General features: G+C 61.1%; 29 protein-coding genes. 18 read left to right on the top strand and 11 right to left on the bottom strand.

The genetic code is table 11. The features are described 5' to 3' along the window. Position 1 precedes the first annotated feature (1 nt). Genes pyrR through SLW75_RS20310 form a run of 3 tightly spaced genes read left to right on the top strand, consistent with a single transcriptional unit; the run spans position 2 to position 2,808 of the window. Complete coding sequence (gene pyrR, locus SLW75_RS20300; protein ID WP_065991161.1) at positions 2–523, top strand: bifunctional pyr operon transcriptional regulator/uracil phosphoribosyltransferase PyrR; 522 nt, start codon at positions 2–4, stop codon at positions 521–523. A gap of 12 nt (positions 524–535) precedes the next feature. Next, positions 536–1,540 (top strand): aspartate carbamoyltransferase catalytic subunit, encoded by a 1,005-nt coding sequence (locus tag SLW75_RS20305; RefSeq protein WP_192135527.1) that lies wholly within the window; start codon positions 536–538, stop codon positions 1,538–1,540. Continuing rightward, entirely contained in the window at positions 1,537–2,808 is a 1,272-nt protein-coding gene (locus SLW75_RS20310) for a dihydroorotase (RefSeq protein ID WP_369319946.1), read from the top strand. Before SLW75_RS20305 ends, SLW75_RS20310 begins: the two co-directional genes overlap by 4 nt. Positions 2,809–3,011: 203 nt before the next feature. Here the strand turns inward: SLW75_RS20310 and SLW75_RS20315 are convergent, their stop codons facing one another. Beyond that, the gene (locus tag SLW75_RS20315; RefSeq protein ID WP_065991157.1) at positions 3,012–3,428 is read right to left on the bottom strand and encodes an NINE protein; all 417 of its coding nucleotides are present in this window, start codon (positions 3,426–3,428) and stop codon (positions 3,012–3,014) included. A gap of 250 nt (positions 3,429–3,678) precedes the next feature. On the opposite strand from SLW75_RS20315, the gene SLW75_RS20320 reads away from it, so the two are divergent. Continuing rightward, positions 3,679–4,410: a C40 family peptidase gene (locus SLW75_RS20320; RefSeq protein ID WP_410935359.1), complete on the top strand. Its 732-nt coding sequence runs from the start codon at positions 3,679–3,681 to the stop codon at positions 4,408–4,410. A 74-nt stretch (positions 4,411–4,484) separates the two neighbouring features. Here SLW75_RS20320 and SLW75_RS20325 read toward each other — a convergent pair whose 3' ends face one another. After that, positions 4,485–5,519 (bottom strand): type IV pilus twitching motility protein PilT, encoded by a 1,035-nt coding sequence (locus SLW75_RS20325; protein ID WP_065991152.1) that lies wholly within the window; start codon positions 5,517–5,519, stop codon positions 4,485–4,487. 54 nt (positions 5,520–5,573) lie between these two features. Here SLW75_RS20325 and SLW75_RS20330 point away from each other — a divergent pair, with 54 nt between their 5' ends. The 8 genes from SLW75_RS20330 (at position 5,574) to SLW75_RS20365 (ending at position 11,983) form a co-directional block, all read left to right on the top strand. Continuing rightward, on the top strand, positions 5,574–6,260 hold the full coding sequence (locus tag SLW75_RS20330; RefSeq protein ID WP_065991150.1) for a YggS family pyridoxal phosphate-dependent enzyme: 687 nt from the start codon (positions 5,574–5,576) through the stop codon (positions 6,258–6,260). Positions 6,261–6,284: 24 nt separating this feature from the next. After that, complete coding sequence (proC, locus tag SLW75_RS20335; protein WP_410935292.1) at positions 6,285–7,103, top strand: pyrroline-5-carboxylate reductase; 819 nt, start codon at positions 6,285–6,287, stop codon at positions 7,101–7,103. A 10-nt stretch (positions 7,104–7,113) separates the two neighbouring features. Further along, the gene (locus SLW75_RS20340; protein WP_065991147.1) at positions 7,114–7,704 is read left to right on the top strand and encodes a YggT family protein; all 591 of its coding nucleotides are present in this window, start codon (positions 7,114–7,116) and stop codon (positions 7,702–7,704) included. A 237-nt stretch (positions 7,705–7,941) separates the two neighbouring features. Then, on the top strand, positions 7,942–9,081 hold the full coding sequence (locus tag SLW75_RS20345) for a homoserine O-succinyltransferase MetX (protein WP_122624410.1): 1,140 nt from the start codon (positions 7,942–7,944) through the stop codon (positions 9,079–9,081). 7 nt (positions 9,082–9,088) lie between these two features. Next, on the top strand, positions 9,089–9,709 hold the full coding sequence (gene metW, locus SLW75_RS20350; RefSeq protein ID WP_065991140.1) for a methionine biosynthesis protein MetW: 621 nt from the start codon (positions 9,089–9,091) through the stop codon (positions 9,707–9,709). A gap of 108 nt (positions 9,710–9,817) precedes the next feature. After that, positions 9,818–10,426 (top strand): RdgB/HAM1 family non-canonical purine NTP pyrophosphatase, encoded by a 609-nt coding sequence (gene rdgB, locus SLW75_RS20355; RefSeq protein ID WP_410935360.1) that lies wholly within the window; start codon positions 9,818–9,820, stop codon positions 10,424–10,426. Continuing rightward, positions 10,423–11,637: a radical SAM family heme chaperone HemW gene (gene hemW / locus SLW75_RS20360; RefSeq protein WP_410935293.1), complete on the top strand. Its 1,215-nt coding sequence runs from the start codon at positions 10,423–10,425 to the stop codon at positions 11,635–11,637. Before rdgB ends, hemW begins: the two co-directional genes overlap by 4 nt. 22 nt (positions 11,638–11,659) lie before the next feature. Continuing rightward, positions 11,660–11,983 (top strand): DUF3392 domain-containing protein, encoded by a 324-nt coding sequence (locus SLW75_RS20365; RefSeq protein WP_065991135.1) that lies wholly within the window; start codon positions 11,660–11,662, stop codon positions 11,981–11,983. 90 nt (positions 11,984–12,073) lie between these two features. Here the strand turns inward: SLW75_RS20365 and SLW75_RS20370 are convergent, their stop codons facing one another. The 5 genes from SLW75_RS20370 to SLW75_RS20390 all read right to left on the bottom strand — a co-directional run bounded on the left by SLW75_RS20370 (position 12,074) and on the right by SLW75_RS20390 (position 15,071). Next, the gene (locus SLW75_RS20370; RefSeq protein ID WP_065991133.1) at positions 12,074–12,514 is read right to left on the bottom strand and encodes a hypothetical protein; all 441 of its coding nucleotides are present in this window, start codon (positions 12,512–12,514) and stop codon (positions 12,074–12,076) included. 206 nt (positions 12,515–12,720) lie between these two features. Then, positions 12,721–13,434 carry a tRNA (guanosine(46)-N7)-methyltransferase TrmB gene (gene trmB / locus SLW75_RS20375; protein WP_192135608.1) on the bottom strand — a complete coding sequence of 238 codons (714 nt, stop codon included), beginning with the start codon at positions 13,432–13,434 and terminating at the stop codon, positions 12,721–12,723. A gap of 55 nt (positions 13,435–13,489) precedes the next feature. After that, complete coding sequence (locus SLW75_RS20380; RefSeq protein WP_065991132.1) at positions 13,490–14,284, bottom strand: thiazole synthase; 795 nt, start codon at positions 14,282–14,284, stop codon at positions 13,490–13,492. Between the two features lie 66 nt (positions 14,285–14,350). Then, complete coding sequence (gene thiS, locus SLW75_RS20385) at positions 14,351–14,551, bottom strand: sulfur carrier protein ThiS (protein WP_065991131.1); 201 nt, start codon at positions 14,549–14,551, stop codon at positions 14,351–14,353. A gap of 136 nt (positions 14,552–14,687) precedes the next feature. Continuing rightward, a complete protein-coding gene (locus SLW75_RS20390) occupies positions 14,688–15,071 on the bottom strand; it encodes a DUF423 domain-containing protein (protein WP_065991125.1) in 384 nt (127 codons plus the stop codon). Between the two features lie 75 nt (positions 15,072–15,146). Between SLW75_RS20390 and mtgA the strand changes: the two genes are divergently transcribed. Further along, on the top strand, positions 15,147–15,857 hold the full coding sequence (gene mtgA, locus SLW75_RS20395; protein WP_410935294.1) for a monofunctional biosynthetic peptidoglycan transglycosylase: 711 nt from the start codon (positions 15,147–15,149) through the stop codon (positions 15,855–15,857). Positions 15,858–15,999: 142 nt separating this feature from the next. Beyond that, positions 16,000–17,169, top strand: coding sequence for an elongation factor Tu (locus SLW75_RS20400; RefSeq protein WP_410935295.1), 1,170 nt, complete (start codon positions 16,000–16,002; stop codon positions 17,167–17,169). 64 nt (positions 17,170–17,233) lie between these two features. On the opposite strand, the gene rpoH is transcribed toward SLW75_RS20400, so the two are convergent. From rpoH to ftsY, 4 genes are all read right to left on the bottom strand, one after another. Further along, positions 17,234–18,088, bottom strand: coding sequence for an RNA polymerase sigma factor RpoH (gene rpoH / locus SLW75_RS20405; protein WP_065991120.1), 855 nt, complete (start codon positions 18,086–18,088; stop codon positions 17,234–17,236). A 142-nt stretch (positions 18,089–18,230) separates the two neighbouring features. Beyond that, a complete protein-coding gene (ftsX, locus tag SLW75_RS20410; RefSeq protein ID WP_065991118.1) occupies positions 18,231–19,256 on the bottom strand; it encodes a permease-like cell division protein FtsX in 1,026 nt (341 codons plus the stop codon). Next, positions 19,253–19,924 (bottom strand): cell division ATP-binding protein FtsE, encoded by a 672-nt coding sequence (gene ftsE, locus SLW75_RS20415; protein WP_037018829.1) that lies wholly within the window; start codon positions 19,922–19,924, stop codon positions 19,253–19,255. The genes ftsX and ftsE overlap by 4 nt, the downstream gene beginning before the upstream one ends. Further along, positions 19,921–21,474, bottom strand: a complete 1,554-nt coding sequence (ftsY, locus tag SLW75_RS20420) for a signal recognition particle-docking protein FtsY (RefSeq protein ID WP_410935296.1) — start codon at positions 21,472–21,474, stop codon at positions 19,921–19,923. The genes ftsE and ftsY overlap by 4 nt, the downstream gene beginning before the upstream one ends. A gap of 271 nt (positions 21,475–21,745) precedes the next feature. On the opposite strand from ftsY, the gene SLW75_RS20425 reads away from it, so the two are divergent. Genes SLW75_RS20425 through SLW75_RS20440 form a run of 4 tightly spaced genes read left to right on the top strand, consistent with a single transcriptional unit; the run spans position 21,746 to position 26,211 of the window. Then, the gene (locus tag SLW75_RS20425; protein ID WP_410935297.1) at positions 21,746–23,098 is read left to right on the top strand and encodes a M16 family metallopeptidase; all 1,353 of its coding nucleotides are present in this window, start codon (positions 21,746–21,748) and stop codon (positions 23,096–23,098) included. Continuing rightward, positions 23,095–24,591: a M16 family metallopeptidase gene (locus SLW75_RS20430; RefSeq protein ID WP_410935298.1), complete on the top strand. Its 1,497-nt coding sequence runs from the start codon at positions 23,095–23,097 to the stop codon at positions 24,589–24,591. The genes SLW75_RS20425 and SLW75_RS20430 overlap by 4 nt, the downstream gene beginning before the upstream one ends. Continuing rightward, positions 24,591–25,211 carry a 16S rRNA (guanine(966)-N(2))-methyltransferase RsmD gene (rsmD, locus tag SLW75_RS20435; protein WP_065991110.1) on the top strand — a complete coding sequence of 207 codons (621 nt, stop codon included), beginning with the start codon at positions 24,591–24,593 and terminating at the stop codon, positions 25,209–25,211. The genes SLW75_RS20430 and rsmD overlap by 1 nt, the downstream gene beginning before the upstream one ends. After that, positions 25,195–26,211, top strand: coding sequence for a hydrolase (locus tag SLW75_RS20440; protein WP_410935299.1), 1,017 nt, complete (start codon positions 25,195–25,197; stop codon positions 26,209–26,211). The genes rsmD and SLW75_RS20440 overlap by 17 nt, the downstream gene beginning before the upstream one ends. The last annotated feature ends 12 nt before the right edge of the window (positions 26,212–26,223 follow it).

Here is a 26,223-nt window from a genome sequence, read left to right on the forward strand (position 1 = left end):
CATGAGCCTGCCAAATCCCGCCGAACTGATCAGCCAGATGGCCATTGATCTCGACGCGCACCTGAACAAACGCGGCATAAAAGAGCCTCGTTTCATTGGCATTCGCACCGGTGGTGTGTGGGTCGCGCAGGCGCTCCTCGAAGCCCTCAACATTGAGTCCCCGCTGGGTACGCTGGACGTCTCCTTTTATCGGGACGACTTCAGCCAGAACGGCCTGCACCCGCAGGTGCGCCCTTCGGAGCTGCCGTTCGAAATCGAAGGCCAGCACTTGGTGCTGATCGACGACGTGCTGATGAGCGGGCGCACCATTCGTGCGGCGCTCAACGAACTGTTCGATTACGGCCGCCCGGCCAGCGTGACCCTGGTGTCGCTGCTGGATCTGGACGCCGCCGACCTGCCGATTCGACCAAACGTGACGGGCGCGACCCTGTCACTCGCGCCCAATGAGCGGGTGAAGCTGTCCGGGCCAACGCCGCTGACGCTTGAACTGCAAGACCTTTCCACCGATTCCGCCGCCCTCTAAGAGTCCTTTGCGATGACGCCTCTCGACGCCAAGCGCCCGCTGCAACTGAACCATCAGGGCCAGTTGCAGCATTTTCTCTCCCTCGACGGTTTGCCCCGCGAACTGCTCACCGAAATCCTCGACACCGCCGACTCCTTCCTCGAAGTCGGCGCCCGGGCGGTGAAGAAGGTCCCGTTGCTGCGCGGCAAGACCGTGTGCAACGTGTTCTTCGAAAACTCGACCCGCACCCGCACCACGTTCGAGCTGGCGGCGCAAAGGTTGTCGGCGGACGTCATCACGTTGAATGTCTCGACCTCCTCCACCAGCAAGGGCGAGACGCTGTTCGATACGCTGCGCAATCTGGAGGCCATGGCCGCCGACATGTTCGTCGTGCGCCACGGTGACTCCGGCGCGGCGCACTTCATCGCCGAACATGTCAGCCCGCAGGTCGCGATCATCAACGGCGGCGACGGCCGTCATGCACACCCGACCCAAGGCATGCTGGACATGCTGACCATCCGCCGCCACAAGGGCAATTTCGAGAACCTCTCGGTGGCGATCGTCGGCGATATCCTGCATTCCCGTGTCGCGCGCTCGAACATGATCGCGCTCAAAGCGCTGGGCTGCCCGGACATCCGCGTGGTCGCGCCGAAAACCCTGCTGCCGGTGGGCGTCGAGCAATACGGCGTGAAGGTCTACACTGACCTGACCGAAGGCCTGAAGGACGTCGACGTGGTGATCATGCTGCGCCTGCAGCGTGAGCGCATGTCGGGCGGTCTGCTGCCGAGCGAGGGTGAGTTCTACCGATTGTTCGGCCTGACCACTGCGCGTCTGGCCGGCGCCAAGCCCGATGCCATCGTGATGCACCCGGGCCCGATCAACCGTGGCGTGGAAATCGAATCAGCGGTGGCCGACGGAGCGCATTCGGTCATTCTCAATCAGGTGACTTACGGCATTGCGGTGCGCATGGCCGTTCTGTCCATGGCCATGAGTGGCCAAACCGCACAACGTCAGTTCGAGCAGGAGATCGCCCAGTGAAGTTCAGCATCCTCGGCGCTCGCGTCATCGACCCTGTCAGCGGTCTGGATCAAGTCACCGACATCCATCTTGAAGCGGGCAAAGTTCTCGCCCTCGGCGCGGCCCCTGCCGGCTTCAGCCCTACGGAAACCATCGACGCCGCCGGCCTGATCGCCGCCCCCGGGCTGGTTGACCTGAACGTGTCGTTGCGCGAGCCGGGTTACAGCCGCAAAGGCAACATCGCCAGCGAAACCCGCGCCGCAGCAGCAGGCGGCGTCACCAGCCTGTGCTGTCCGCCGCGTACCAAACCGGTGCTCGACACCTCCGCGGTCGCCGAACTGATTCTGGACCGCGCGCGCGAAGCCGGCCACAGCAAGGTCTTCCCCATCGGTGCGTTGAGCAAGGGCCTGGAAGGCGAGCAACTGGCCGAGCTGATCGCCCTGCGCGACGCGGGCTGCGTCGCGTTCACCAACGGCATGGTCAATTTCCGCAGCAATCGCACGCTCTGCCGTGCCCTCGAATACGCGGCGACGTTCGATCTGACGGTGATTTTCAACTCCCAGGACCACGATCTCGCTGAAGGCGGTCTGGCCCACGACGGCCCGACGGCGGCGTTTCTTGGCCTGCCGGGCATTCCGGAAACGGCTGAAACGGTGGCCTTGGCGCGGGACCTGTTGCTGGTCGAGCAAAGCGGTGTGCGTGCGCATTTCACGCAGCTGACCAGTGCGCGCGGTGTGGCGTTGATTGCCCAGGCCCAGGCGCGAGGCCTGCCGGTGACGGCGGACGTGGCGCTGTATCAGTTGATCCTGACCGATGAGGCACTGACCGGCTTCTCGAGCCTGTACCACGTGCAGCCGCCGCTGCGCACACGTGCCGACCGCGACGCATTGCGTGAAGCAGTGAAGTCGGGCGTGGTGCAGGCGATCTCCAGTCATCACCAGCCCCATGAGCGTGATGCGAAACTGGCTCCGTTCGGCGCGACCGAGCCGGGCATCAGCAGCGTGGAGTTGTTGCTCCCACTGGCGATGACGCTGGTTGAAGACGGTCTGCTGGACCTGCAGACGCTGCTGGCCCGCCTCAGCTCAGGCCCTGCCGCTGCACTGCGCCTGCCCGCCGGAACGCTGATCGCCGGCTCGCCTGCGGATCTGGTGCTGTTCGACCCCGCCGCGTCGACGGTGGCGGGCGAAAAGTGGCTGTCGAAAGGCGAGAACTGCCCGTTCCTCGGCCATTGCCTGCCGAGTGCGGTGAAGTACACGTTTGTGGATGGGCGGGTCAGCTATAACGGGTGAGATTCACCCGCTTTGTCCAGCGTCCGCGCAGTCGCGCGGCAGGCACTGTTTATGTGGGAGCAAGCTTGCTCGCTAAGGCTTACTTTCAGCCCCAGAGCAAATGGCTGAATGCACCGGCCCTTCGTGAGCAAGCTCACTCCCACAATTCCGGCGTCATCAGTCGATGACCCTGCAGGAGTGAGCCGTATTTCGCAGCGCTCCTGCTATCTACGAGCGTTCTTCACCGAGATCTGGTCATTCAGCGTCCAGAAGTCGTACAGCACGCCCAGCAGCGCCAAACCTCCCGTGAACAGGTAAATGATCCCGGTGATCCATTTGCCCTGATACATCCGGTGCACACCGAACACGCCCAGAAAGGTCAGCAAAATCCAGGCGAGGCTGTAATCGGTCGACCCCGCGTTGAATCGCAGGTCCGCTTCCCGATCCATCGCCGGAATCAGGAACAGGTCGATCAGCCAGCCAATGCCAAACAGACCGAGCGTGAAAAACCAGAGCGTACCGGTCACCGGCTTGCCGTAATAAAAACGGTGAGCGCCGGTGAATCCCACAATCCAGAGCAAATAGCCCATGACCTTACTGTGGGTATCAGGACGTTGAACGTCCGCTTGATAGGTGTTCATTGTTGACCTCGCCTTCTGCAATAGAAAAAAATATGCGTAAGTTTTGTGACTTTCGTGACGCCGTCCGACGTATGGCTTGAACCTCTTTTCAATCGTGCAAACCCTTGTTCTGCAAGGTGATCAGCACAGCAAGATGACGATTTTGCCGCCAAAACTGACTCCAAGGGCAGTAAATTGTTCGACAAGGGGGCTCAGAATTTCGCCAAAAGCTGTTATAAAGTTGCGCGCTGACCAACATGAGCCCTGCCTAATGCGTCCATTTTTCAAGACATGGCTGACTATTTGTCTATTTATGCCACTGGCCGCCCACGCCACCAATCGTGAGCAAAGCCTTCCACCGAGCTTCACCGGTTTCACCGCCAGGTCCGAGTCGCCGGAATCCGTTTCACGCAACATTGCCGCTCAACGCGCTGCAATGGCTGCATTGGAACAGACGGCTACTCCACTCGAGTCCTCCGGCAAGCGAGCCAAAGCTGTTAAGGGGAAACCATCCCGCAGCACTCGCAAGATTTCGCAGAACACTGTCGCCTTGGCCAACACGGCGCAGATGGGTACCAAACAGAGCAGCACCGTGGTCAACCGGGCCGTTAACGCCATCGGTACACCTTATCGTTGGGGCGGCACCAGCCCGACAAAAGGGTTCGACTGCAGCGGACTGGTGAAATATGCCTTCAACGACGTGAGCGAAGTCGATTTGCCGCGCACCTCCAACGCCATGGCCGAAGGCCACGGGCAGAAGGTTGACCGCAAGGACTTGAAGCCGGGCGACTTGCTGTTTTTCAACATCAAGAGCCGCAAGGTGAATCACGTGGCGATCTACCTCGGCAACGACCGGTTCGTTCACGCGCCACGCCGCGGCAAATCCGTGACGATCGATACGCTGAAGAAGCCGTATTGGGACAGCCATTACGTCGTCGCCAAGCGTGTGCTGCCAAAGCAGCCGCCGAGTCAGAAAGGCACTGTGCGCATCGCCCAGCGTTGATCGCACACGCCGCCTGACAAACAACACGGTGGGGAGCGGAGTCATTCGCTCCCCACCGTCGTTTGCCCTCCCGATCAAAAATTGTCCGGCGTCTTCGCCTTCTCCCGCGCACTCTCCCGCGTGATCAGCCCCTTGCTGATCAGATCCTTCAGGCACATATCCAGCGTCTGCATCCCCAGCGATCCCCCGGTCTGAATCGACGAATACATCTGCGCCACCTTGTCCTCGCGGATCAGGTTACGGATCGCCGACGTGCCGATCATGATCTCGTGGGCCGCGACACGGCCTCCGCCGACCTTCTTCAACAGCGCCTGAGACACGATGGCGTGGAGCGACTCGGAGAGCATCGAGCGGATCATCGACTTCTCCTGCGCCGGAAACACATCGACGATACGGTCGATGCTCTTGGCAGCGGACGTGGTGTGCAGCGTGCCGAACACAAGGTGGCCGGTTTCGGCTGCCGTCAGCGCCAGTCGAATGGTCTCCAGGTCGCGCAGCTCGCCCACCAGAATCACGTCAGGGTCTTCACGCAGGGCCGAACGCAGCGCTTCGGCGAAACCGTGGGTGTCGCGATGGACCTCGCGCTGGTTGATCAGGCTTTTCTTGGACTCGTGAACGAACTCGATCGGGTCTTCGATGGTGAGGATGTGGTGATGTTTGTTGCTGTTCAGGTAATCGACCATCGCCGCAAGGGTGGTCGACTTGCCCGAGCCGGTCGGACCGGTCACCAGCACCAGGCCGCGGGGCACGTCGGTAATCTTGCGAAACACTTCGCCCATGCCCAGCTCTTCCATGCTCAGGACCTTCGACGGAATAGTCCGGAACACCGCGCCAGCGCCGCGATTCTGGTTGAACGCGTTGACCCGGAAGCGCGCCACGCCCGGCACTTCGAAGGAAAAGTCTGTCTCCAGATCCTCCTCGAAGTCCTTGCGCTGCCTGTCGTTCATGATGTCGTAGATCAGCGCCTGGACCTCTTTCTGGTCCAATGCGGGCAGGTTGATCCGCCGCACATCGCCATCGACGCGAATCATCGGTGGCAGGCCGGCAGAGAGATGCAAGTCCGACGCGCCTTGCTTGGCACTGAAGGCCAGCAGCTCGGTAATATCCATACAGCTCCTCATCACATAGAATGCCGCAGACTTTAGCCCTGCTGGCGCAAATCAATGTCCACGATAGCAGAGAACATTTCAACGCTCGCCGAGCGAATTCGTAGCGCGGCGCAAGCGGTGCAGCGCGACCCGGCCTCTGTCGGCCTGTTGGCGGTGAGCAAGACCAAACCGGCGAGCGACCTGCGGGAAGCCTACGACGCCGGCCTCCGCGATTTCGGCGAGAACTACCTTCAGGAAGCCCTCGGCAAACAGGCCGAATTGACCGACCTGCCCTTGATCTGGCATTTCATCGGCCCCATCCAGTCCAACAAGACTCGCGCCATCGCCGAGAATTTTGCCTGGGTGCATTCCGTGGACCGTCTGAAAATCGCACAACGGCTGTCCGAGCAGCGGCCGCCAGCACTGCCGCCGCTGAACATCTGCATTCAGGTCAACGTCAGCGGCGAGGCCAGCAAGTCAGGCTGCAGCCCTGAAGACCTGCCCGCACTGGCCCAGGCCATCAGCGCGCTGCCGAATCTGAAACTGCGCGGCCTCATGGCCATTCCCGAACCTACCGACGACCGCGACGAACAGAACGCTTCGTTCGCCGCCGTCAGCACGCTGCAGGCACAACTTGGCCTGCCGCTGGACACGCTTTCCATGGGCATGAGCCACGACCTCGAAGCCGCCATCGCACAAGGTGCGACCTGGGTGCGGATCGGCACTGCCCTCTTCGGCGCCCGCGATTATGGGCAGCCTTAACCTTTGCCCCACAGGAAACCGTTCATGAGCAAAACCCGTATCGCGTTCATCGGCGCCGGCAACATGGCCGCCAGCCTGATTGGCGGCATGCGCGCCCAAGGCGTCGACGCTGAGCTGATTCGTGCCAGCGATCCTGGCGCAGAAACCCGCGAGCGCGTGGCACAAGAGCACGGCATCAAGGTGGTCGCCGACAACGCCGAAGCCATCGAAGGCGCCGATGTGGTGCTGCTGGCGGTCAAGCCGCAAATGATGAAGTCCGTGTGCGAAGCGCTGAAACCGGCGCTCAAGCCTCATCAATTGATCGTGTCGATCGCCGCCGGGATTACCTGCGCCAGCATGCGAGCCTGGCTGGGCGAGCAACCCCTCGTACGCTGCATGCCAAACACGCCCGCACTGCTGCGCCAGGGTGTCAGCGGCCTGTACGCCACCGCCGATGTCACTCCGGCACAGCGCGAGCAGGCCGAGATGTTGCTGTCGGCGGTCGGGATTGCCCTGTGGGTCGATGAAGAAGCACAGATCGACGCGGTGACTGCGGTATCAGGCAGCGGCCCGGCGTATTTCTTCCTGCTGATCGAGGCGATGACCGCAACAGGCGTCAAGCTCGGGCTGCCGGCTGACGTTGCCAGCAAGCTCACCCTGCAAACCGCGCTGGGCGCCGCACTGATGGCCACCGGCAGCGACGTCGATGCGGCAGAGCTGCGTCGCCGAGTGACATCGCCTGCGGGCACCACCGAAGCGGCCATCAAATCGTTCCAGGCCGATGGCTTCGAAGCCATTGTGGAGAAGGCGCTGGGCGCTGCCGCACATCGCTCCGCCGAACTCGCCGAACAGCTGGGTAAATAAGGAGCAACACATGAATGCACTCACCGGCGCCACGATTTTCGTCATCCAGACGCTCATCAGCCTGTACCTGACCATCGTTCTGCTGCGCTTCGTGCTGCAGCTGGTCAAAGCGAACTTCTATAACCCGCTGTGCCAGTTCGCCGTTCGTGCGACCCAGCCGCTGCTCAAGCCTATCCGGCGCATCGTGCCGAGCGTTTTCGGGCTCGACACGTCCTCGCTGCTGCTGGCGATCGTCATTCAGGCGCTGTTGATGGCCTTCGTGCTGATGATGACCTACGGCACCATCGGCGATATCCCGCACCTGTTGATGTGGTCGATCATCGGCATCACGTCGCTGCTGCTGAAGATCTTCTGGGTGGCGATGATCATCATGGTCATCGTGTCGTGGATTGCTCCGGGCAGCCACAACCCGGCGGCCGAGCTGGCCTATCAGATCAGCGAGCCGATTCTGGCGCCGTTCCGCCGAATCATCCCCAACCTGGGCGGCATGGACATCTCGCCGATCTTCGCCTTTATCGCGATTCAGGTGCTGCAGTCCTACGTCATGCCTGCGCTGGCGGCCTATGCCGGCATGCCGCAAGAGCTGTGGCGTTTGATCTGACAGCCGCCGCATGCAGCCAATGGGAATGCGGTAACTCTGACCGTAGGACCGGCTTCAACCGGGAAGCTTTTGATCTTGGGGCGACGGCACCAGCAGCCGTCGCCCTTTTCCCCGCCTAATGAATGTCGCGCGGGCAAAAATACAAAGCGTCACCCTCCGCGCATTCAGCCATTTAGTTTGTTGCCGCACCCCGGCGCGATCTTTAGACTTACGCCTCATTTCAGCGAGAGCAGGTCGATGTCCACGGTCTTTCCCAAAGATTCTGTCGGTCTAGTCACGCCGCAAACGGCGCATTTCAATGAGCCGCTGGCCTTGGCCTGCGGGCGTTCGTTGCCAGCCTACGATCTCATCTACGAAACCTACGGTCAGCTCAACGCCGCCAAGAGCAACGCGGTGCTGATTTGCCACGCGCTTTCGGGTCATCACCACGCGGCGGGCTATCACAGCGCCGAAGATCGCAAGCCGGGCTGGTGGGACAGCTGCATCGGGCCCGGCAAGCCGATCGACACCGATAAGTTCTTCGTCGTCAGCCTGAACAACCTCGGCGGCTGCAACGGCTCCACCGGCCCCAGCAGCCTCAACCCGGAAACCGGCAGACCTTTTGGTGCCGACTTCCCGGTGTTGACGGTCGAAGACTGGGTGCACAGCCAGGCGCGTCTGGCCGACCGGCTGGGCGTCGATCAATGGGCGGCCATCGTCGGCGGCAGTCTGGGCGGCATGCAGGCGCTGCAATGGACGATCACCTACCCCGAGCGCGTGCGTCATTGCCTGGCGATTGCTTCCGCGCCCAAGCTGTCGGCGCAGAACATCGCGTTCAACGAAGTCGCGCGGCAGGCGATCCTGACGGACCCGGAATTCCACGGCGGCTCGTTTCAGGAGCACGGCGTGATCCCCAAACGCGGCCTGATGCTGGCGCGCATGGTCGGGCACATCACGTACCTGTCCGATGATTCGATGGGTGAGAAATTCGGCCGGGGCCTGAAGAACGAAAACCTCAACTACGACTTCCACAGCGTGGAATTCCAGGTCGAAAGCTACCTGCGGTACCAGGGCGAGGAGTTTTCCGGGCGCTTCGACGCTAACACCTATCTGCTGATGACCAAGGCGCTGGACTACTTTGATCCGGCCGCCAACTTCAACGACAACCTCGCCGCCACCTTCGCCAATGCCAGCGCCAGGTTCTGCGTGATGTCGTTTACCACTGACTGGCGCTTCTCCCCGGCCCGCTCGAGGGAACTGGTCGACGCGCTGATGGCGGCGAAAAAGGATGTCTGTTATCTGGAGATCGATGCGCCCCAGGGACACGACGCCTTCCTGATCCCGATCCCGCGCTACTTGCAGGCCTTCTCCAGCTACATGAACCGAATTGCACTCTGAGGACACCATGAGAGCCGACCTGGAAATCATCCAAGACTGGATACCGGCAGGCAGCCGTGTGCTCGACCTCGGCTGCGGCGACGGCGAATTGCTCGCCTGGCTGCAGGAGCACAAGCAAGTGACGGGCTATGGCCTGGAAAACGACGCCGACAACATTGCGCGTTGCGTGGCGCGAGGCGTCAATGTCATCGAACAGGATCTGGACAAGGGGCTGGGCAACTTCGCCAGCAACAGTTTCGATGTGGTGGTCATGACCCAGGCGCTTCAGGCCGTGCACTACCCGGATCGCATCCTCGACGAAATGCTGCGCGTCGGCCGCCAGTGCATCATCACCTTCCCCAACTTCGGGCACTGGCGCTGCCGCTGGTACCTGGCGAGCAAAGGGCGGATGCCGGTTTCCGAATTCCTGCCGTACACGTGGTACAACACCCCGAACATCCACTTCTGCACCTTCGAAGATTTCGAAGAGCTGTGCCGGGGTCGCTCGGCGAAGGTCATTGATCGGCTCGCGGTCGATCAACAGCATCGGCACGGCTGGGCCAGCAAGCGTTGGCCTAATCTGTTGGGTGAAATCGGCATCTACCGCGTCAGCAGCCCAGGCTTGCAGGACCATCAGATTGCCGTGTGACCTGCGCCGCAGGGCGTTAATGCCCTGTCGGCCAGCGCCAGCACTCAGGTAAAAGCGGGCAACAGCCACACACTGCCCCAGCTTCAATCAGCAGATTTTCACGGACTCATCATGAATCTCACCCAGCTTGTACTGGCCAGCCATAATGCCGGCAAACTCAAAGAACTTCAGGCCATGCTCGGCGCCAGCGTTCAGCTGCGATCGATCGGCGAGTTCAGCACCGTGGAGCCCGACGAAACCGGGCTGTCGTTCGTCGAGAACGCCATCCTCAAGGCGCGCAATGCCGCACGTATTTCCGGACTGCCGGCGCTGGCCGATGATTCGGGGCTGGCGGTGGATTATCTGGGCGGTGCGCCGGGCATCTATTCCGCGCGGTACGCCGACGGCCAGGGCGATGCGGCGAACAACGCCAAATTGCTGGACACCCTCAACGACGTCCCTGCCGAACAACGCGGCGCCCAGTTCGTCTGCGTTCTGGCCCTGGTGCGCCACGCCGACGACCCGCTGCCGATCCTCTGCGAAGGCCTGTGGCACGGCCGCATCCTCACCGCCGCCAGCGGCGAGCACGGCTTTGGTTATGACCCATTGTTCTGGGTGCCGGAGCGCAACTGCTCAAGCGCCGAACTCACCCCGGCCGACAAGAACCAGATCAGCCACCGCGCCCGCGCCATGGCCATCCTGCGTCAGCGTCTGGGGCTGAGCCCTGATCAGCAATGACTCAGGATTCCACCACCCGGCCGCTGATTCTCGGCGCGGCCGGCTTCACGACAGAGCCGTCGCGGGCGCCCCTTGCCGAGCTGCCGCCGCTGTCGCTGTACATCCATATCCCATGGTGCGTACGCAAATGCCCGTACTGCGATTTCAACTCCCACACGGCGAGCCCGGTGTTGCCGGAGCAGGAATACGTCGACGCGCTGCTGGCCGATCTCGACCAGGACCTGCCCCACGTCTACGGCCGCGAGCTGAGCACGATCTTTTTCGGTGGCGGCACGCCCAGCCTGTTCAGCGCCGATGCGCTGGGCCGCCTGCTGAGCGGCGTTGAACAACGCATTCGCTTCGCCCCAGACATCGAGATCACGCTGGAAGCCAACCCCGGCACCTTCGAGCAGGTGAAATTCAGCGCCTATCGCGGTCTAGGCATCAATCGTCTGTCCATCGGCATCCAGAGTTTTCAGGAGGCCAAGCTCAAAGCGCTGGGGCGTATCCATAACGGCGATGAGGCCGTGCGGGCTGCCGACATGGCGCGTCGGGCGGGTTTTGATAATTTCAACCTGGACCTTATGCACGGTCTCCCGGACCAGTCCCAGGAAGACGCCCTCGGCGACCTGCGTCAGGCGATCGCCCTCGCCCCGACCCACCTGTCCTGGTATCAGCTGACCCTTGAGCCGAACACGGTGTTCTGGAATCAGCCGCCCACGCTGCCGGAAGATGACATCCTTTGGGATATTCAAGAGGCCGGTCAGACGCTGCTTCGGGAAAACGGCTACGGCCAATACGAAGTGTCGGCCTACGCCCAGCCGGGACGCGAAGCACGGCATAACCTGAATTACTGGAGCTTCGGGGACTTTATCGGGATCGGCGCAGGCGCCCATGGCAAGCTCAGCCATCCGGACGGGCGCATCATCCGCACCTGGAAAACCCGATTGCCCAAGGATTACCTCAACCCGGCCAAGGCTTATCAGGCTGGCGAAAAGCTGCTGCCACTGGATGAGATGCCCTTTGAATTCCTGATGAACGCCCTGCGCCTGACAAAGGGCGTGGACGCTGCATTATTTCAGCGCCGCACCGGTCTAAGCGTCGATTCGCTGGCCAGCGCCCGTCTTGAGGCCGAACAACGCGGCTTGCTGGAGACCGATCCGTCACGGCTGGTGGCGACCGCTCGCGGCCAGCTATTCCTAAACGACCTGCTGCAGCACTTTCTTCTGTAAGGCTCAACACTAAGGACACTGAATGGAATTCGTACTCGACTTGCTGGCCACCGTCTCGCGCTGGAGTCGCAGCAATCTGTCGGAAATCGCCTTGGCATTGGTCGGCTGCCTGCTGATTCTGTTCGGGACCGACATCAAGGGCTGGATCGAAGGCCGCCTCGGCAGCTTTGCCGGCGCGTTGCGCATTCCGATCATGGCGCTGCTCTGCACCGTTGGCAGCGGCGCTGCGCTGATTTATGCCACGCCGTGGGTCGTGCGAGGCCTGAGCCAGTTCAACAACTACAGCCTGGCGCCGGTGTTGGTGGTGGTGCTGGTGTTGATCGGGGTGGTGGCGGATCGGAAATAACCGACCGGAATGCAAAAGCGCCCTTGCCCGCGATGGCGGGAAGGGCGCTCAAGAAATCACACTCCGCTGTTGCCGAGTGCGATCAATCCATCAGCGAATGCTTTGGATGCTGCCTTTGTTGCCGGTCACTTTTACGTTCACTTGCTTGAAGATGAAGTAATCGTTGACGGTGACTTCGTAACGCGGCGCGACGATCAGGTCGGAACCGGACGATTTGACCGCCTTGAACGCTGCGGCTGCTTTGGTGGAGGAGATCGGGTCCGGCAGAGGAAGGCCCATGCCACCGCCGCTCGCGCCGCCGTAGGTCACGCCGTCCGCAAACTGCGTGTCGCCGCCGATGTTCAACCAGCCGAACAGAACATTGGTGGATGACTCGCCGCTGATGGCTTCACCGACTTTGACGTCAGCCTTCAGATCAGTCTTCACGTCGCCGGACAGCGAAGCGCTTGGCTGGCTGACGTTGTAGCTGACACAGCCGCTGGTGGTCGCAATCAGCGTGGCGATCGCAGCCATTTGCCAAAACTTGTTCATCTTTATTCCTCGTCATCGATATGGATATATGCAACGGCGGGGACTATGAAGATCAGAACTGAAAATGGATGTCGGACGATTCCGAAGACCCTGTAGCCTTCTTAGGAAGAAATCGAAGGGTTCGTCGTACAAGGCAATTATCGGCTGAAATGTGCTGTAAAAACTCAAAAGCGGCCGCTTTTGGGCCGCTCCTGGTCAAGAAGTGATCAGGCCAGCTTCTCGAACTTCAGATCCCAGACCCCGTGACCGAGCCGTTCGCCACGGCGCTCGAACTTGGTGATCGGACGTTCCGCAGGGCGCGCAACGCATTTGCCGTCCTCGGCCAGGTTGCGGTAACCCGGGGCCACATTCATGACTTCCAGCATGTATTCGGCATACGGTTCCCAGTCGGTCGCCATGTGCAGCACGCCGCCCGGCTTCAACTTGCTACGCACCAGTTCGGCAAATTCGGCTTGAACGATACGGCGCTTGTGATGGCGCGACTTGTGCCACGGGTCCGGGAAAAACAGCATCAGCCGGTCCAGGCTGTTGTCGGCCACACAACGGTTGAGCACTTCGATCGCATCGCAATCGTAAACGCGCAGGTTGGTGAGACCTTGGGTCAGCACGCCGTTGAGTAAAGCGCCAACCCCCGGACGGTGCACTTCCACGCCGATGAAATCCTGCTCTGGCGCGGCGGCGGCCATTTCCAGCAGCGAGTGCCCCATGCCGAAACCGATTTCGAGAGTGCGCGGGGCCGAACGACCAAACACTTCGTCGAAATCAACGGGGGCGTCCGCCAGCGGCAGCACGAACAACTCCTTACCCTGATCCAGGCCACGTTGCTGACCTTCGGTCATGCGACCGGCGCGCATCACGAAGCTCTTGATGCGGCGGTGATGGCCGTCATCGCCTGGCGCTTTGGCATTTTCGTCATTCATCACTTCATCGTCCGGAAGTGGGTCGGGCGTTTGCGAATCAATCATCAACAGGCTCTTACTTGATCAGACCATCCAGCGGCGAGGACGCGCTGGCATAGAGTTTCTTGGGCATACGACCGGCCAGGTAAGCCATGCGTCCCGCCAGAATGGCGTGCTTCATGGCTTCGGCCATCAGCACCGGGTGCTGCGCGTGAGCGATGGCCGAGTTCATCAGCACCGCTTCGCAACCCAGCTCCATGGCAATAGTAGCGTCGGAAGCAGTGCCGACACCCGCATCTACCAGCACCGGGACTTTCGATTCTTCAAGGATGATCTGCAGGTTGTACGGGTTGCAGATCCCCAGGCCAGTACCGATCAGGCCCGCGAGGGGCATCACCGCGCAGCAACCGATTTCGGCGAGCTGGCGGGCAATGATCGGGTCATCGCTGGTGTAGACCATGACGTCGAAGCCGTCCTTCACCAGCGTTTCGGCTGCCTTGAGGGTTTCGATGACATTAGGGAACAGGGTTTTCTGGTCAGCGAGGACTTCCAGCTTGACCAGATTGTGGCCATCGAGCAGCTCGCGGGCCAGGCGGCAAGTGCGCACGGCCTCAATGGCGTCGTAGCAACCGGCGGTGTTCGGCAGGATGGTGTAGCGATCCGGCGGCAGCACGTCGAGCAGGTTCGGTTCGCCCGGGTTCTGCCCCAGGTTGGTCCGGCGCACGGCAACGGTCACGATCTCGGCGCCCGAGGCTTCGATGGCGAGTCGGGTCTGTTCCATGTCCGTGTACTTGCCAGTGCCGACCAGCAGGCGCGACTGAAAAGTACGACCGGCCACGGTAAACGGCTTGTCGCTGCGAACGTTGCTCATCTGAAATCCTCTTTACGGTTGAGGTTCTTGCAGTGCTTGCGGATCAGGCCGACAGCACGTCGAAGGCTAGCCGCCACCGATGGCGTGTACCACTTCGACCTGATCGCCCTCGGACAGCGTCGTGGCGGCATGCTGGCTGCGCGGGACGATGTCCAGATTGAGCTCGACGGCGACTCGGCGCCCGGTCAGATCCAGACGTGTCAGCAATGCCGAAACGGTCTCGCCGTCGGGCAGCTCAAAGGATTCACCGTTCAACTGAATGCGCATGCGAGGGGGCAGCCATCATTTTAGGGGGCGAGCATTCTAGCCCGATCGGGCGGTATGACCAAGGCAAAGCCACGCCATTCGTCTCAGGCGTGGCCGAGGGTTGCTGCGCGCTCGACATGAGCGCACGCATTCGGGATCAGAGCGTGTCGAGGCCCAGGCGCCAGGCTGTCCAACCGAGAATCGCCCAGCCGATCAGGAAAAACAGGCCGCCGAAGGGGGTGATGATGCCCAGCTTGGTCGCGCCGGTCAGCGTCATCAGGTAGAGGCTGCCGGAAAACAGGATGATGCCCAGTGTGAAGGAGATGCCTGCGTAGGTGACGAGCCGGCCCTGGATCTGCATCGCCAGCAGCGCCACGCCAAAAATTGCCAGGGCATGAATCAGTTGGTAGAGCACGCCAGTGTGGAAAACCGCGAGGTACTCGGGTGTCAGGCGGTTTTTCAGGCCATGGGCGGCGAACGCGCCAAGGGCGACGCCGGTGAATCCGAAGAAGGAGGCCAGCATCAGAAAGGTTCGTAACATGTACAACTCCAGGCAAGTTCAATGACGCGTCGTCTGTATAATGGCCCGCTCAACCGGTTCGGCCAAGCCATCTCTATGCTGCAATTACTTCTCCGTCGTGTCGCCAAAGGCCTGCTCTGGTTCGCAGCGGCAAGTGTCGTGCTGGTGCTGATTTTCCGTTGGGTCCCTCCTCCGTTCACTGCGTTGATGGTCGAACGCAAGATCGAATCCTGGTTCGACGGTCAGCCCATTGACCTGCAGCGCGACTGGGAGTCATGGGACAACATCTCCGATGACCTGAAAATCGCCGTCATCGCTGGCGAGGACCAGAAGTTCGCCGAGCACTGGGGTTTCGATATCGACGCCATTCAGGCGGCACTGGTTCACAATGAACGCCGCGGCTCCCTGCGCGGGGCCAGTACACTGAGCCAGCAGGTGTCGAAGAACCTGTTCCTGTGGTCGGGCCGCAGCTACTTCCGCAAGGGCCTGGAGGCCTGGTTCACCGGGCTGATCGAGGTGTTCTGGTCCAAGCAGCGCATTCTGGAGGTGTACCTGAACAGCGTGGAATGGGACGACGGCGTCTTCGGCGCCCAGGCCGCTGCGCAGCATCACTTTCATGTGAATGCCAGCCAGCTTTCCACGCAACAGGCGAGTTATCTGGCCGCCGTCCTGCCCAACCCGCGGGAGTGGAGCGCCAGCCACCCCACCAGCTACGTCTCACGCCGCGCAGGCTGGATCCGCCAGCAGATGCGTCAGTTGGGTGGGGATGAGTATTTGATGGGGTTGAATCACAGTCGGAAGTTTTAATAACTAAAACTGCCCCACGTGCCCAGACCGGTGGGAGCGTGTGGTGCGACGTGAGCACTGTCATAACTGACAGTAGACGCTACCTCCTCGGCGGGCTTAGGGTTTTGCTCAAGGATCCATCAATGAGCAGGAGCTCGCCACCATGTCCACCGCATCGCAAAAAACAACCATCCATGTCGGCACCATTGGCGCAACCGGCCATGGTAAAACCACTCTGACTGCGGCCCTGACAAGCGTCTGTCATGATTTATTCGGTTCGACCGTTGTTGCTCTCGATAAAACAAGCAGTCCCTCAGACAACACGATTAATATCCACAATGCTGAATACGATTCAGCAACTCGCCACTACGCTCATGCCGATTGTCCGTCCGAGAGTGTCGTTAAAAATATGATCACCGGCGCCATTCAGATGGACGCCGCCATCCTTGTGTGTTCGGCCGCCGCTGAAGGTTTGGTGCCGCAGACTCGTGAGCACTTAATGCGGGCGAGTCAGATTGGCGTTACGCACATCGTAGTGTTCTTGAACAAAGCTGACTTGGTCGAAGACCCTGAATTAATTGAGCTGCGAGAGATAGCGTTGCGCGAACTTCTTAGCGCATACGACTACCCAGGGGACGACACCCCAATCATAACTGGGTCAGCTGTGATGGCTTTGGAAGGCAAAGACGACAACCAAATGGGTACATCTGCCGTTAAAAAGCTGGTTGAGGCGTTGGACAGCTACGTGCCGGCACCGGCTAGCGCGACCGACATGCCTTTCTTGATGGCAATCGAAGACGTATCAGCCCTCTCCGGTCGCGGCACGGTTGTTACTGGCCGTGTTGAAAGTGGTGCGATCAAGGTTCAACAAGAAATCGAGATCGTGGGTCTTCGGGAAACCGTCAAAACGGTGTGCACTGGCATTGAGATGTCCAGCAAGCAAGTGCAAGAAGCGCGTGCTGGCAACAATTGCACCATTCTGCTGGGCGGCACCAAGCCTGAAGACGTTGAGCGGGGTCAGGTGCTGGCTACCCCGGGTACAGTCACACCGCACACTCGGTTCGAAGCTGAACTCAACGTGCTGAGCAAAGAGGAAGGCGGTCGCCACCACCCCTTCTACAACAATTACCGTCCCCAGTTCTACTTCCGCACTACCGACGTAACTGGTGTTTGCGAACTGCCGGTAGACGTTGATATGGCCATGCCAGGCGATAACGTAAAACTTTCCGTTACCCTTATCTCCCCGGTCGCAATGGAGAAAGGCCTGCGTTTTGCTATGCGTGAAAGCGGTCGTACCGTCGGCGTTGGCGTCGTCACCAACATCCTCGAATGACTTCTGCACCCAGAAACAAAAACGCCCCGATCACTTCAGGGCGTTTTGCGTTTCGGCGCAGCGATCAGGCAGCGATCGACAGCTTCAGCTTGTTCATCGCGCTCTTTTCGAGCTGACGAATACGCTCGGCAGAGACGTTGTACTTCTCGGCCAAGTCGTGCAGCGTGGCCTTTTCTTCCGCCAGCCAGCGCTGGTACAGAATGTCGCGGCTGCGGTCGTCGAGCACGTTCAACGCTTCGTGCAGGTTGGCCGTCGAGCTGTCAGTCCAGTCGGAATCTTCCAGCTGACGCGCCGGATCGTAGCGATGGTCTTCCAGGTAGTTGGCCGGCGACTGGAAGGCGCTGTCGTCGTCGGCTTCTGCCGCCGGGTCGAACGCCATGTCGTGGCCGGTCAGACGACTTTCCATCTCGCGCACTTCGCGGGGCTCAACGCCGAGGCTTTCCGCCACGCGATGCACTTCTTCGTTGTTCAGCCAGGCCAGACGCTTCTTCTGACTGCGCAGATTGAAGAACAGTTTGCGCTGAGCCTTGGTGGTTGCGACTTTTACAATGCGCCAGTTGCGTAGGATGAACTCGTGAATCTCGGCCTTGATCCAGTGCACGGCAAAGGACACCAGACGCACGCCCATCTCGGGGTTGAAGCGCTTGACGGCCTTCATCAGGCCAACGTTACCTTCCTGAATCAGGTCAGCCTGAGCCAGTCCATAACCGGAATAACTGCGTGCGATATGCACGACAAATCGCAGGTGGGCGAGCACCATCTGCCGAGCCGCCCCTAAATCCTGCTCGTAATAGAGACTCTCGGCCAGTTCACGCTCCTGCTCAGGCGTCAGCAGTGGAATGCTGTTTACCGTATGCACATAGGCTTCCAGGTTTGCACCCGGAACCAAGGCATAAGCAGGTTGCAAAGAATTGGTCATACGAAAAAACCTCCGACACATAACTCGTGCAGTTCAGCACTGCGAAATTGACCGGGAACCGCTAGACAAGTTCCCTCAGCTGAAAAGTCAATAGGTGAAACAAAATTTACTCAAAACACGTGACAACACAACACTGACATCACTAACGAGGCGCCAGCTCTCTCAAATGGCGTGCCACTGCAATCCACGCACCGATATACCCCAACAACACCGCTCCAAGCAAGAGCGACACGCCGTCGGACACCGGCACGCCGGCAAGGGCAAAATCGCTGCCGTAGAGCCCAGCCAGTTTGACCACCGCATCGTTCAGCCAGTCTAGCCCAAAAGCCAGAACACCCCAGGAAAGCACCCCGGCGCCCAGCCCGTACAACGCCCCCATATAAAGGAAAGGCCGACGCACGTAGCTGTCTGTACCGCCTACTAACTTGATGACCTCGATTTCCGTACGACGGTTCTCGATGTGCAGACGAATGGTGTTGCCGATGACCAACAGCAGCGCCGCGACCAGCAAGACGGTCAGGCCGAAGACAAATCGGTCGCCCAACTTGAGAATAGCGGCCAGACGCTCAACCCAGACCAGGTCAAGCTGGGCCTGTTGAACCTTGGGCAACTCGGCCAGACGCGTACGTAATGCTTCCAGCGCGGCTTTGTCAACTTCCAGTGGCGTCACCAGCACAACGCCGGGCAGCGGGTTTTCAGGCAGTTCCTTCAACGCCTCGCCCAGACCGGACTGTTTCTGGAACTCGTTCAGTGCCTCATCGCGGCTGATGTACTCGGCATCAGCGACGCCGCCCATTTCCTTGATCTGACGGACAAGACCCTCGCCTTCACTCGGCGATGCGTCCAGTTGGAGGTACAGAGATATCTGCGCCGCACGCTGCCACGAACCGCCCAAGCGCTCGACATTGTTCAACAGCAATGACAGGCCCATCGGCAAGCTCAGCGCGATGGCCATGACCAGACAGGTAAAGAAGCTACCGATGGGCTGCTTGCCGAGACGGCGCAGGCTGTCCAGCAGGCTTGAACGGTGGGCCTCGATCCAGGCGTTGAACAACTCACCGAAACTCGGGCCGTCATCGTCATCGCGTTTCTTTTTCTTTTGCGGCGCCGGATCTGAGGCCTTGGGCGCTACACGTTCGGAAACTTTGGGACTGCGGGTGGCACTCATACGCCAGCCTCCCCGTCGCCGATCAATCGGCCGCGCTGCAACGTCAGCATGCGGTGGCGCATCCGCGCGATCAGTGCCAGGTCGTGGCTCGCAATCAGCACACTGGTGCCCAGTCGGTTGATGTCTTCGAACACGCCCATGATTTCGGCAGCGAGTCGCGGGTCGAGGTTACCGGTGGGTTCGTCCGCCAGCAGCAGCGCCGGGCGGTGAACAATGGCGCGAGCAATGCCGACGCGCTGTTGCTGACCGGTGGACAAATCGCCCGGGTACAGCTCGGCTTTATCCGACAACGCCACGCGCTCAAGGGCCGAATCGACGCGTTTGACCACTTCGGTCTTGGACAGGCCGAGGATCTGCAGCGGCAGCGCGACGTTATTGAACACCGTGCGATCAAACAGCAGCTGGTGGTTCTGGAACACGACGCCGATCTGACGACGCAAAAACGGAATCTGCGCGGTGCTGATCTGACCCAGGTCCTGACCTGCCAGCAACAGTTTGCCGGTGGTCGGACGTTCCATCGCCAGGAGCAGGCGCAGCAAGGTGCTCTTGCCCGCGCCGGAATGGCCGGTCACAAACAGAAATTCGCCACGACGTACTCGAAAGCTCAGCTCATGCAAGCCGACGTGTCCGTTCGGATAGCGTTTACCGACCTGTTCGAAACGAATCATGGGCGCTCCCGCTCGGCGAATAGGGCTTGGACGAACGGTTCGGCTTCGAAGGTTCGCAGATCGTCGATGCCTTCACCGACACCGATGTAGCGAATCGGCAGGCCGAACTGCTTGGCCAGGGCGAAAATCACGCCGCCCTTGGCCGTGCCGTCGAGCTTGGTCAGCGCAAGGCCGGTGAGCTGGACGGTCTGATTGAACTGCTTGGCCTGATTGATCGCGTTCTGGCCTGTGCCGGCGTCCAGCACCAGCAGGACCTCATGGGGCGCGTCGGCGTCGAGCTTACCGATCACGCGGCGAACCTTCTTCAACTCTTCCATCAGGTTGTCTTTGGTGTGCAGACGGCCCGCCGTGTCGGCGATCAGCACGTCGATACCGCGCGCCTTGGCGGCCTGCACAGCATCAAAAATCACCGAAGCCGAGTCAGCACCCGTGTGCTGGGCGATCACCGGAATCTTGTTGCGTTCGCCCCAGACCTGCAGTTGCTCAACGGCTGCAGCGCGGAAGGTGTCGCCCGCCGCCAGCATGACCTTCTTGCCTTCCAGCTGAAGCTTCTTGGCGAGCTTGCCGATGGTGGTGGTTTTACCCGCGCCATTGACGCCGACGACCAGGATCACGAATGGCTTGTGCTGCGAAGTGATGACCAGCGGTGCTTCCACTGGTTTGAGCATTTCGGTCAGTTCGTTTTGCAGCGACTTGTACAGCGCGTCGCTGTCGGTGAGCTGCTTGCGCGCCACTTTCTGCGTCAGGTTGCGCACGATCGCCGACGTTGCTTCCACACCGACATCTGCGGTCAACAGCCGGGTCTCCAGCTCGTCGAGCATGTCGTCGTCGATGGCTTTTTTGCCGAGGAACAGACTGGCCATGCCTTCGCCAAGGCTGGCGCTGGTTTTCGACAGGCCCTGCTTCAGACGCGCGAAAAAACCAGGCTGCTTGGGTGCGGGGGACCCTTCAAAAGGGACTGGTGGTACGTTGGTTTCAAGAACGGGCACGGCGGCCGCGGCTGGAACCAGCGGCGCAGTGGTCAACGGCGGCGTCAGCGCAGGAAGATCATTGCCGGAAACCGGATCAGGCAGCGCGACGGGGGTCGGCTCGATGGACGGAGCCACTTCAAACGAGCGGGTGTCGATGCCCGCCGGCTGAGCGGGGGCTTGCGCCAATGGAGTCGCTGCGGATTCCACGTTGGACTCGGTGTGAACCGGAATCGACGGCGTAACGTGAGGCTCGCGCTCATCGGTGAAAGCCACTGGCTCTTCGGCAACAGGCAGGTGCAGCCAAGGATCTTCGACCGGGGCCGAAAGCGCTTCAGTCGTAGCTGTTTGTGGCAAGGGCTGCGGCGCGGTTTGCGGCGCGCGCTCGGCCGGGATCACCGGGGCGTTGTGCTGCTCAGCAACAGCCGGGGCCTGATCGGGCACGGACTCTGGCGCTGGTGCGGGGGTGTTCTGAGGCGGCTCGGGAGTGACTTCCTGCGGCTTTTTGCGCAGCCATCCGAACAGGCCTTTTTTCTCGCCAGCCGGGGCTGGGGTCTTCTTGTCGTCGTTGGAACCAAACATGGAGGACGGCTATCTCACGGTAACGACGCGCCAGAGCGGCGCCTCTGAAAAATTCTGTATGGGAAACAGACTGTTTTTAGGTCCGCTTGTTCAGCGTTCGCCCTGCCACAGGGGCGGCGCAGTCCCATTGAGCGCACTGCTCGGCCATTTCTTACGAAGCAGGCTTACGACGCTGACATCTTAGTCATGGTCGTCAGGCAAACTCGCCGCTATCCTAACACCCCCGCGCCCGCTGACGCTAAGCAGGCCGTCTCCAAGGTTCAAATCACGAATGAATGCTCTAGCCCGCTGTGCCGCAGGCCTGCTGCTCAGCACAATCTGTTTGCCCTTCGCCGCATTGGCTGCCGACCCACAACCCACCACCGAATTCAGGCTGGACAACGGCCTGAAGGTCGTCGTGCGTGAAGATCACCGCGCACCGGTCGTGGTTTCGCAGGTCTGGTACAAGGTTGGCTCCAGCTACGAGACGCCTGGACAGACGGGCCTTTCCCATGCGCTGGAACACATGATGTTCAAGGGCAGCTCCAAGGCGGGTCCCGGCGAAGCATCGCTGATCCTGCGCGACTTGGGCGCCGAAGAGAACGCCTTCACCGGAGACGACTACACCGCTTATTACCAGGTCCTGGCTCGTGATCGACTGGCGGTTGCCTTCGAACTGGAAGCCGACCGCATGGCCACCCTGCGCCTGCCGCCTGAAGAGTTCGCCCGGGAAATCGAAGTCATCAAGGAAGAGCGCCGCCTGCGCACCGATGACAAGCCGAACGCCAAGGCCTACGAGCGCTTCAAGGCCATCGCCTACCCCGCCAGCGGCTACCACACGCCGACCATCGGCTGGATGGCGGACCTTGAGCGCATGAAGGTCGAGGAGCTGCGCCACTGGTATGAATCCTGGTACGTACCCAACAATGCCACGCTGGTGGTGGTGGGCGACGTGAAGCCCGATGAGGTTAAGGCCCTGGCTGAGCGCTTCTTCGGCCCGGTTCCGCGCCGCGATGTACCGCCCTCGAAAAAGCCGCTGGAGCTGGCCGAACCTGGTCTGCGCCAGATCACTGTGCATGTCGCCACGCAGATGCCGAGCCTGATGTATGGCTTCAACGTGCCGAGCCTGGCCACCGCCACCGATCCACAGTCGGTCAACGCACTCCGCCTGATTTCGGCCTTGCTCGACGGTGGCTACAGCGCGCGCATTCCGACCCGCCTGGAGCGCGGCGAAGAACTGGTGACCGGCGCTTCGTCCGACTACGACGCCTACACCCGCGGCGACAGCCTGTTCACCCTCAGCGCCACACCCAATCAACAGAAGAAGAAAACCCTCGCCGACGCTGAAGCCGGTATCTGGCGCCTGCTCGACGAGCTGAAAACCAAGCCGCCCGCCAAGGAAGAGCTGGAACGGGTCCGGGCCCAGGTGATCGCCGGGTTGGTCTATGAGCGCGATTCCATTACCAGTCAGGCCAGCACCATTGGCGAACTGGAAACAGTGGGCCTGTCCTGGAAGCTCATCGATCAGGAACTGGCAGCGCTGCAAAGCGTGACGCCGGAAGACATCCAGAAAGCCGCCCGTACTTACTTCACCCGCGAGCGCCTTGCCGTTGCGCATGTTTTGCCTGAGGAGAAAGCCCAATGAGCCAGCGCTACGAATCCCGCTTTGCGCGAACGCGGGCCTGCTCATTCGCACTCGCCGTAACGCTTGGTCTGTTAGGTGCCCCATGGGCGATGGCAGAGACCGCCGCCGAAGCCCCGAAAGCCATCGACAAGGCGGCCAGTATGCTGGAGTCCCTGAAGGAACTGGACGGTAAAGCGCCGGCGCGCCGTTCGCTGAACATCCAATCGTGGAATACCGCCGAAGGCGCTCGCGTGCTCTTTGTTGAAGCCCATGAGCTGCCAATGTTCGACATGCGCCTGCTGTTCGCGGCCGGTAGCAGTCAGGATGGCGCCACCCCCGGCATCGCGCTGGTCACCAACGCGATGCTCAACGAAGGCATCAAAGGCAAGAACGTCAGCGCCATCGCCGAAGGTTTCGAAGGGCTGGGCGCTGATTTCGGCAACGGCTCCTATCGCGACATGGCAATCGCTTCGCTGCGCAGCCTGAGCGCCGCCGACAAACGCGAGCCCGCGTTGAAACTGTTTGCCGACGTGGTGGGCAAACCGACATTCCCGGCGGACTCGCTGGCGCGAATCAAAAACCAGTTGCTGGCGGGCTTTGAATATCAGAAGCAGAACCCGGGCAAGCTGGCAGGCGACGAGCTGTTCAAGCGGTTGTACGGCGATCACCCCTACGCGCACCCGAGCATGGGCACGGCTAAAAGCATCGCGCCTCTGACGTTGGCTCAACTGAAGGCCTTTCATGCCAAGGCCTACGCCGCTGGCAACGCAGTGATCGCGCTGGTTGGCGACCTGACGCGCGCAGAAGCCGAAGCGGTAGCAACCCAAGTGTCCGCCGCGCTGCCGAAAGGCCCGGCGCTGGCACAAACCGTTGCCCCGACCGAGCCCAAGCCGAGTGAAACCCACATCGAGTTCCCGTCCAAGCAGACGCACCTGATGCTGGCTGAACTGGGCATTACCCGAGGCGACCCTGACTACGCGGCCCTGTCACTGGGCAACTCGATCCTCGGTGGCGGCGGCTTCGGCAGCCGCCTGATGACCGAAGTCCGGGAAAAACGCGGCCTGACCTACGGTGTGTCTTCAGGCTTCACGCCGATGCAGGCGCAGGGTCCGTTCATGATCAGCCTGCAGACCCGAGCCGAACTGAGCGAGAACACCCTGAAGCTGGTCAAGGACATCACCCGTGACTTCCTTGCCAACGGCCCGACCCAGAAAGAGCTCGACGATGCCAAGCGCGAACTGGCCGGCAGCTTTCCACTGGCGACTGCCAGTAACGCGGCCATCGTTGGCCAACTGGGCGCGGTCGGCTTCTATAATCTGCCGCTGACCTACCTTGAAGATTTCATGACGCAGTCCCAGAGCGTCACGGTCGAACAGATCAAGACCGTGATGAACAAACATCTGGACGCTGACAAGCTGGTGATCGTGACCGCAGGTCCGACCGTCCCGCAGAAGCCGCTGCCACCCCCTACCGACAAACCCGCTGAGCAACCGCTCGGCGTTCCGGAGCACTGATGACCTCGACTTCCAAGCCGCCGCGTATCCACAAAGGGCACAAAATCCACACGGGCCTCGGCCAACTGCGGATCATCGGCGGCGAATGGCGCAGTCGGCGTCTGAGTTTCCCTGACGCCCCCGGTCTGCGCCCGACGCCGGATCGTGTGCGGGAAACCCTGTTCAACTGGCTGGCGCCGTACATCGAGGGCGCGCGCGTGCTCGATCCGTTCGCTGGCAGCGGCGCGCTGTACCTTGAAGCCCTGTCGCGCGGCGCCAGCATGGGCTTGGCGCTGGACACCAACTCGATGGCGATCTCCAGCCTGCGCGAACACCTCGGCACGCTGCGTTGCACCGTCGGCAAAACCGCGACGGGCGACGCACTCCGACATCTGGAAACCCAGCCGGCTGAACAGTTCGACGTGGTCTTCCTCGACCCGCCGTTCCACCAGGATTTGCTGATGCCTGCGTGCACGTTGCTGGAAGAGCGCAACTGGCTGGCGGACAGCGCGTGGATCTACACCGAAAGCGAGACCGCGCCGTCGACGCTGGGCATGCCCGCCAACTGGCGTCTGCACCGTGAGAAGAAAGCCGGTCAGGTTCATTACGCGGTGTGGGAACGCAGTGCCGTCGCAAGCTGACCTTCCCGGGTTCGTCCCGGCCTTCGGCCTGGGCAACCCGCACTTGCAGACGCTGTGGGGACCGCTCTGGCGTCCGACCACTCACCTCGAGCGTCGGCGCGAGCGCATCTGGCTGGAAGACGGCGATTTCCTCGACATGGACTGGCATCGCCCGCACGACGCCACTGTGCCGGTCGTGCTCGTGCTGCACGGTCTGACCGGCTCGTCCAACTCCCCCTATGTCGCCGGGCTGCAGCACGCCATGGAAAAACGCGGCTGGGCGAGTGTCGCCCTCAACTGGCGAGGCTGTTCAGGGGAACCAAACCTGTTGCCCCGCAGTTATCACTCCGGCGCCAGCGAAGACCTTGCCGCCGTGATCGATCATCTGCGCAGGGCTCGGCCGTTGGCGCCGCTTTACGCGGTCGGGTACTCCCTCGGCGGCAATATTTTGCTCAAGCACCTCGGCGAAACCGGGCTCGACAGCCACCTGCAAGGCGCTGCGGCGGTGTCGGTACCGTTTCGTTTGGACGAATGCGCCGACCGCATCGGGCTGGGCTTCTCCAAGGTCTATCAACGCCACTTCATGCGCGAGATGGTTGGGTACATCAAGGACAAGCAGAGACGCTTCCAGCACGAAGGCCTCAGCGATGGGCTGGCAGAACTGGCGAAGCTGGGTTCGCTGAAAGACATGCGCACGTTCTGGGATTTCGACGGGCGCGTGACAGCGCCGCTCAATGGATTCGTCGACGCCCATGATTACTACCGCCGCGCCTCCAGTCGGTACTTCCTCGGCGCCATCCGCACGCCCACCCTGCTGATTCAATCCCTTGATGACCCGTTCGTGTTCAAGCACAGCCTGCCTGAAGCCTCTGAGCTGTCGTCCAGCACCGCGTTCGACCTGCAGAAAAAAGGCGGGCATGTGGGTTTTGTCGGCGGCACGATCAGAAAGCCGACGTATTACCTGGAGCAGCGGATTCCGGCGTGGCTGGCGGACGTCCATGGCGCGCAGATAAACCGCTAACGTCTGCACGAT

Origin of the sequence: Pseudomonas sp. W5-01, assembly GCF_046540435.1 — a bacterium.
Classification (GTDB): Bacteria; Pseudomonadota; Gammaproteobacteria; order Pseudomonadales; family Pseudomonadaceae; genus Aquipseudomonas; species Aquipseudomonas graminis_B.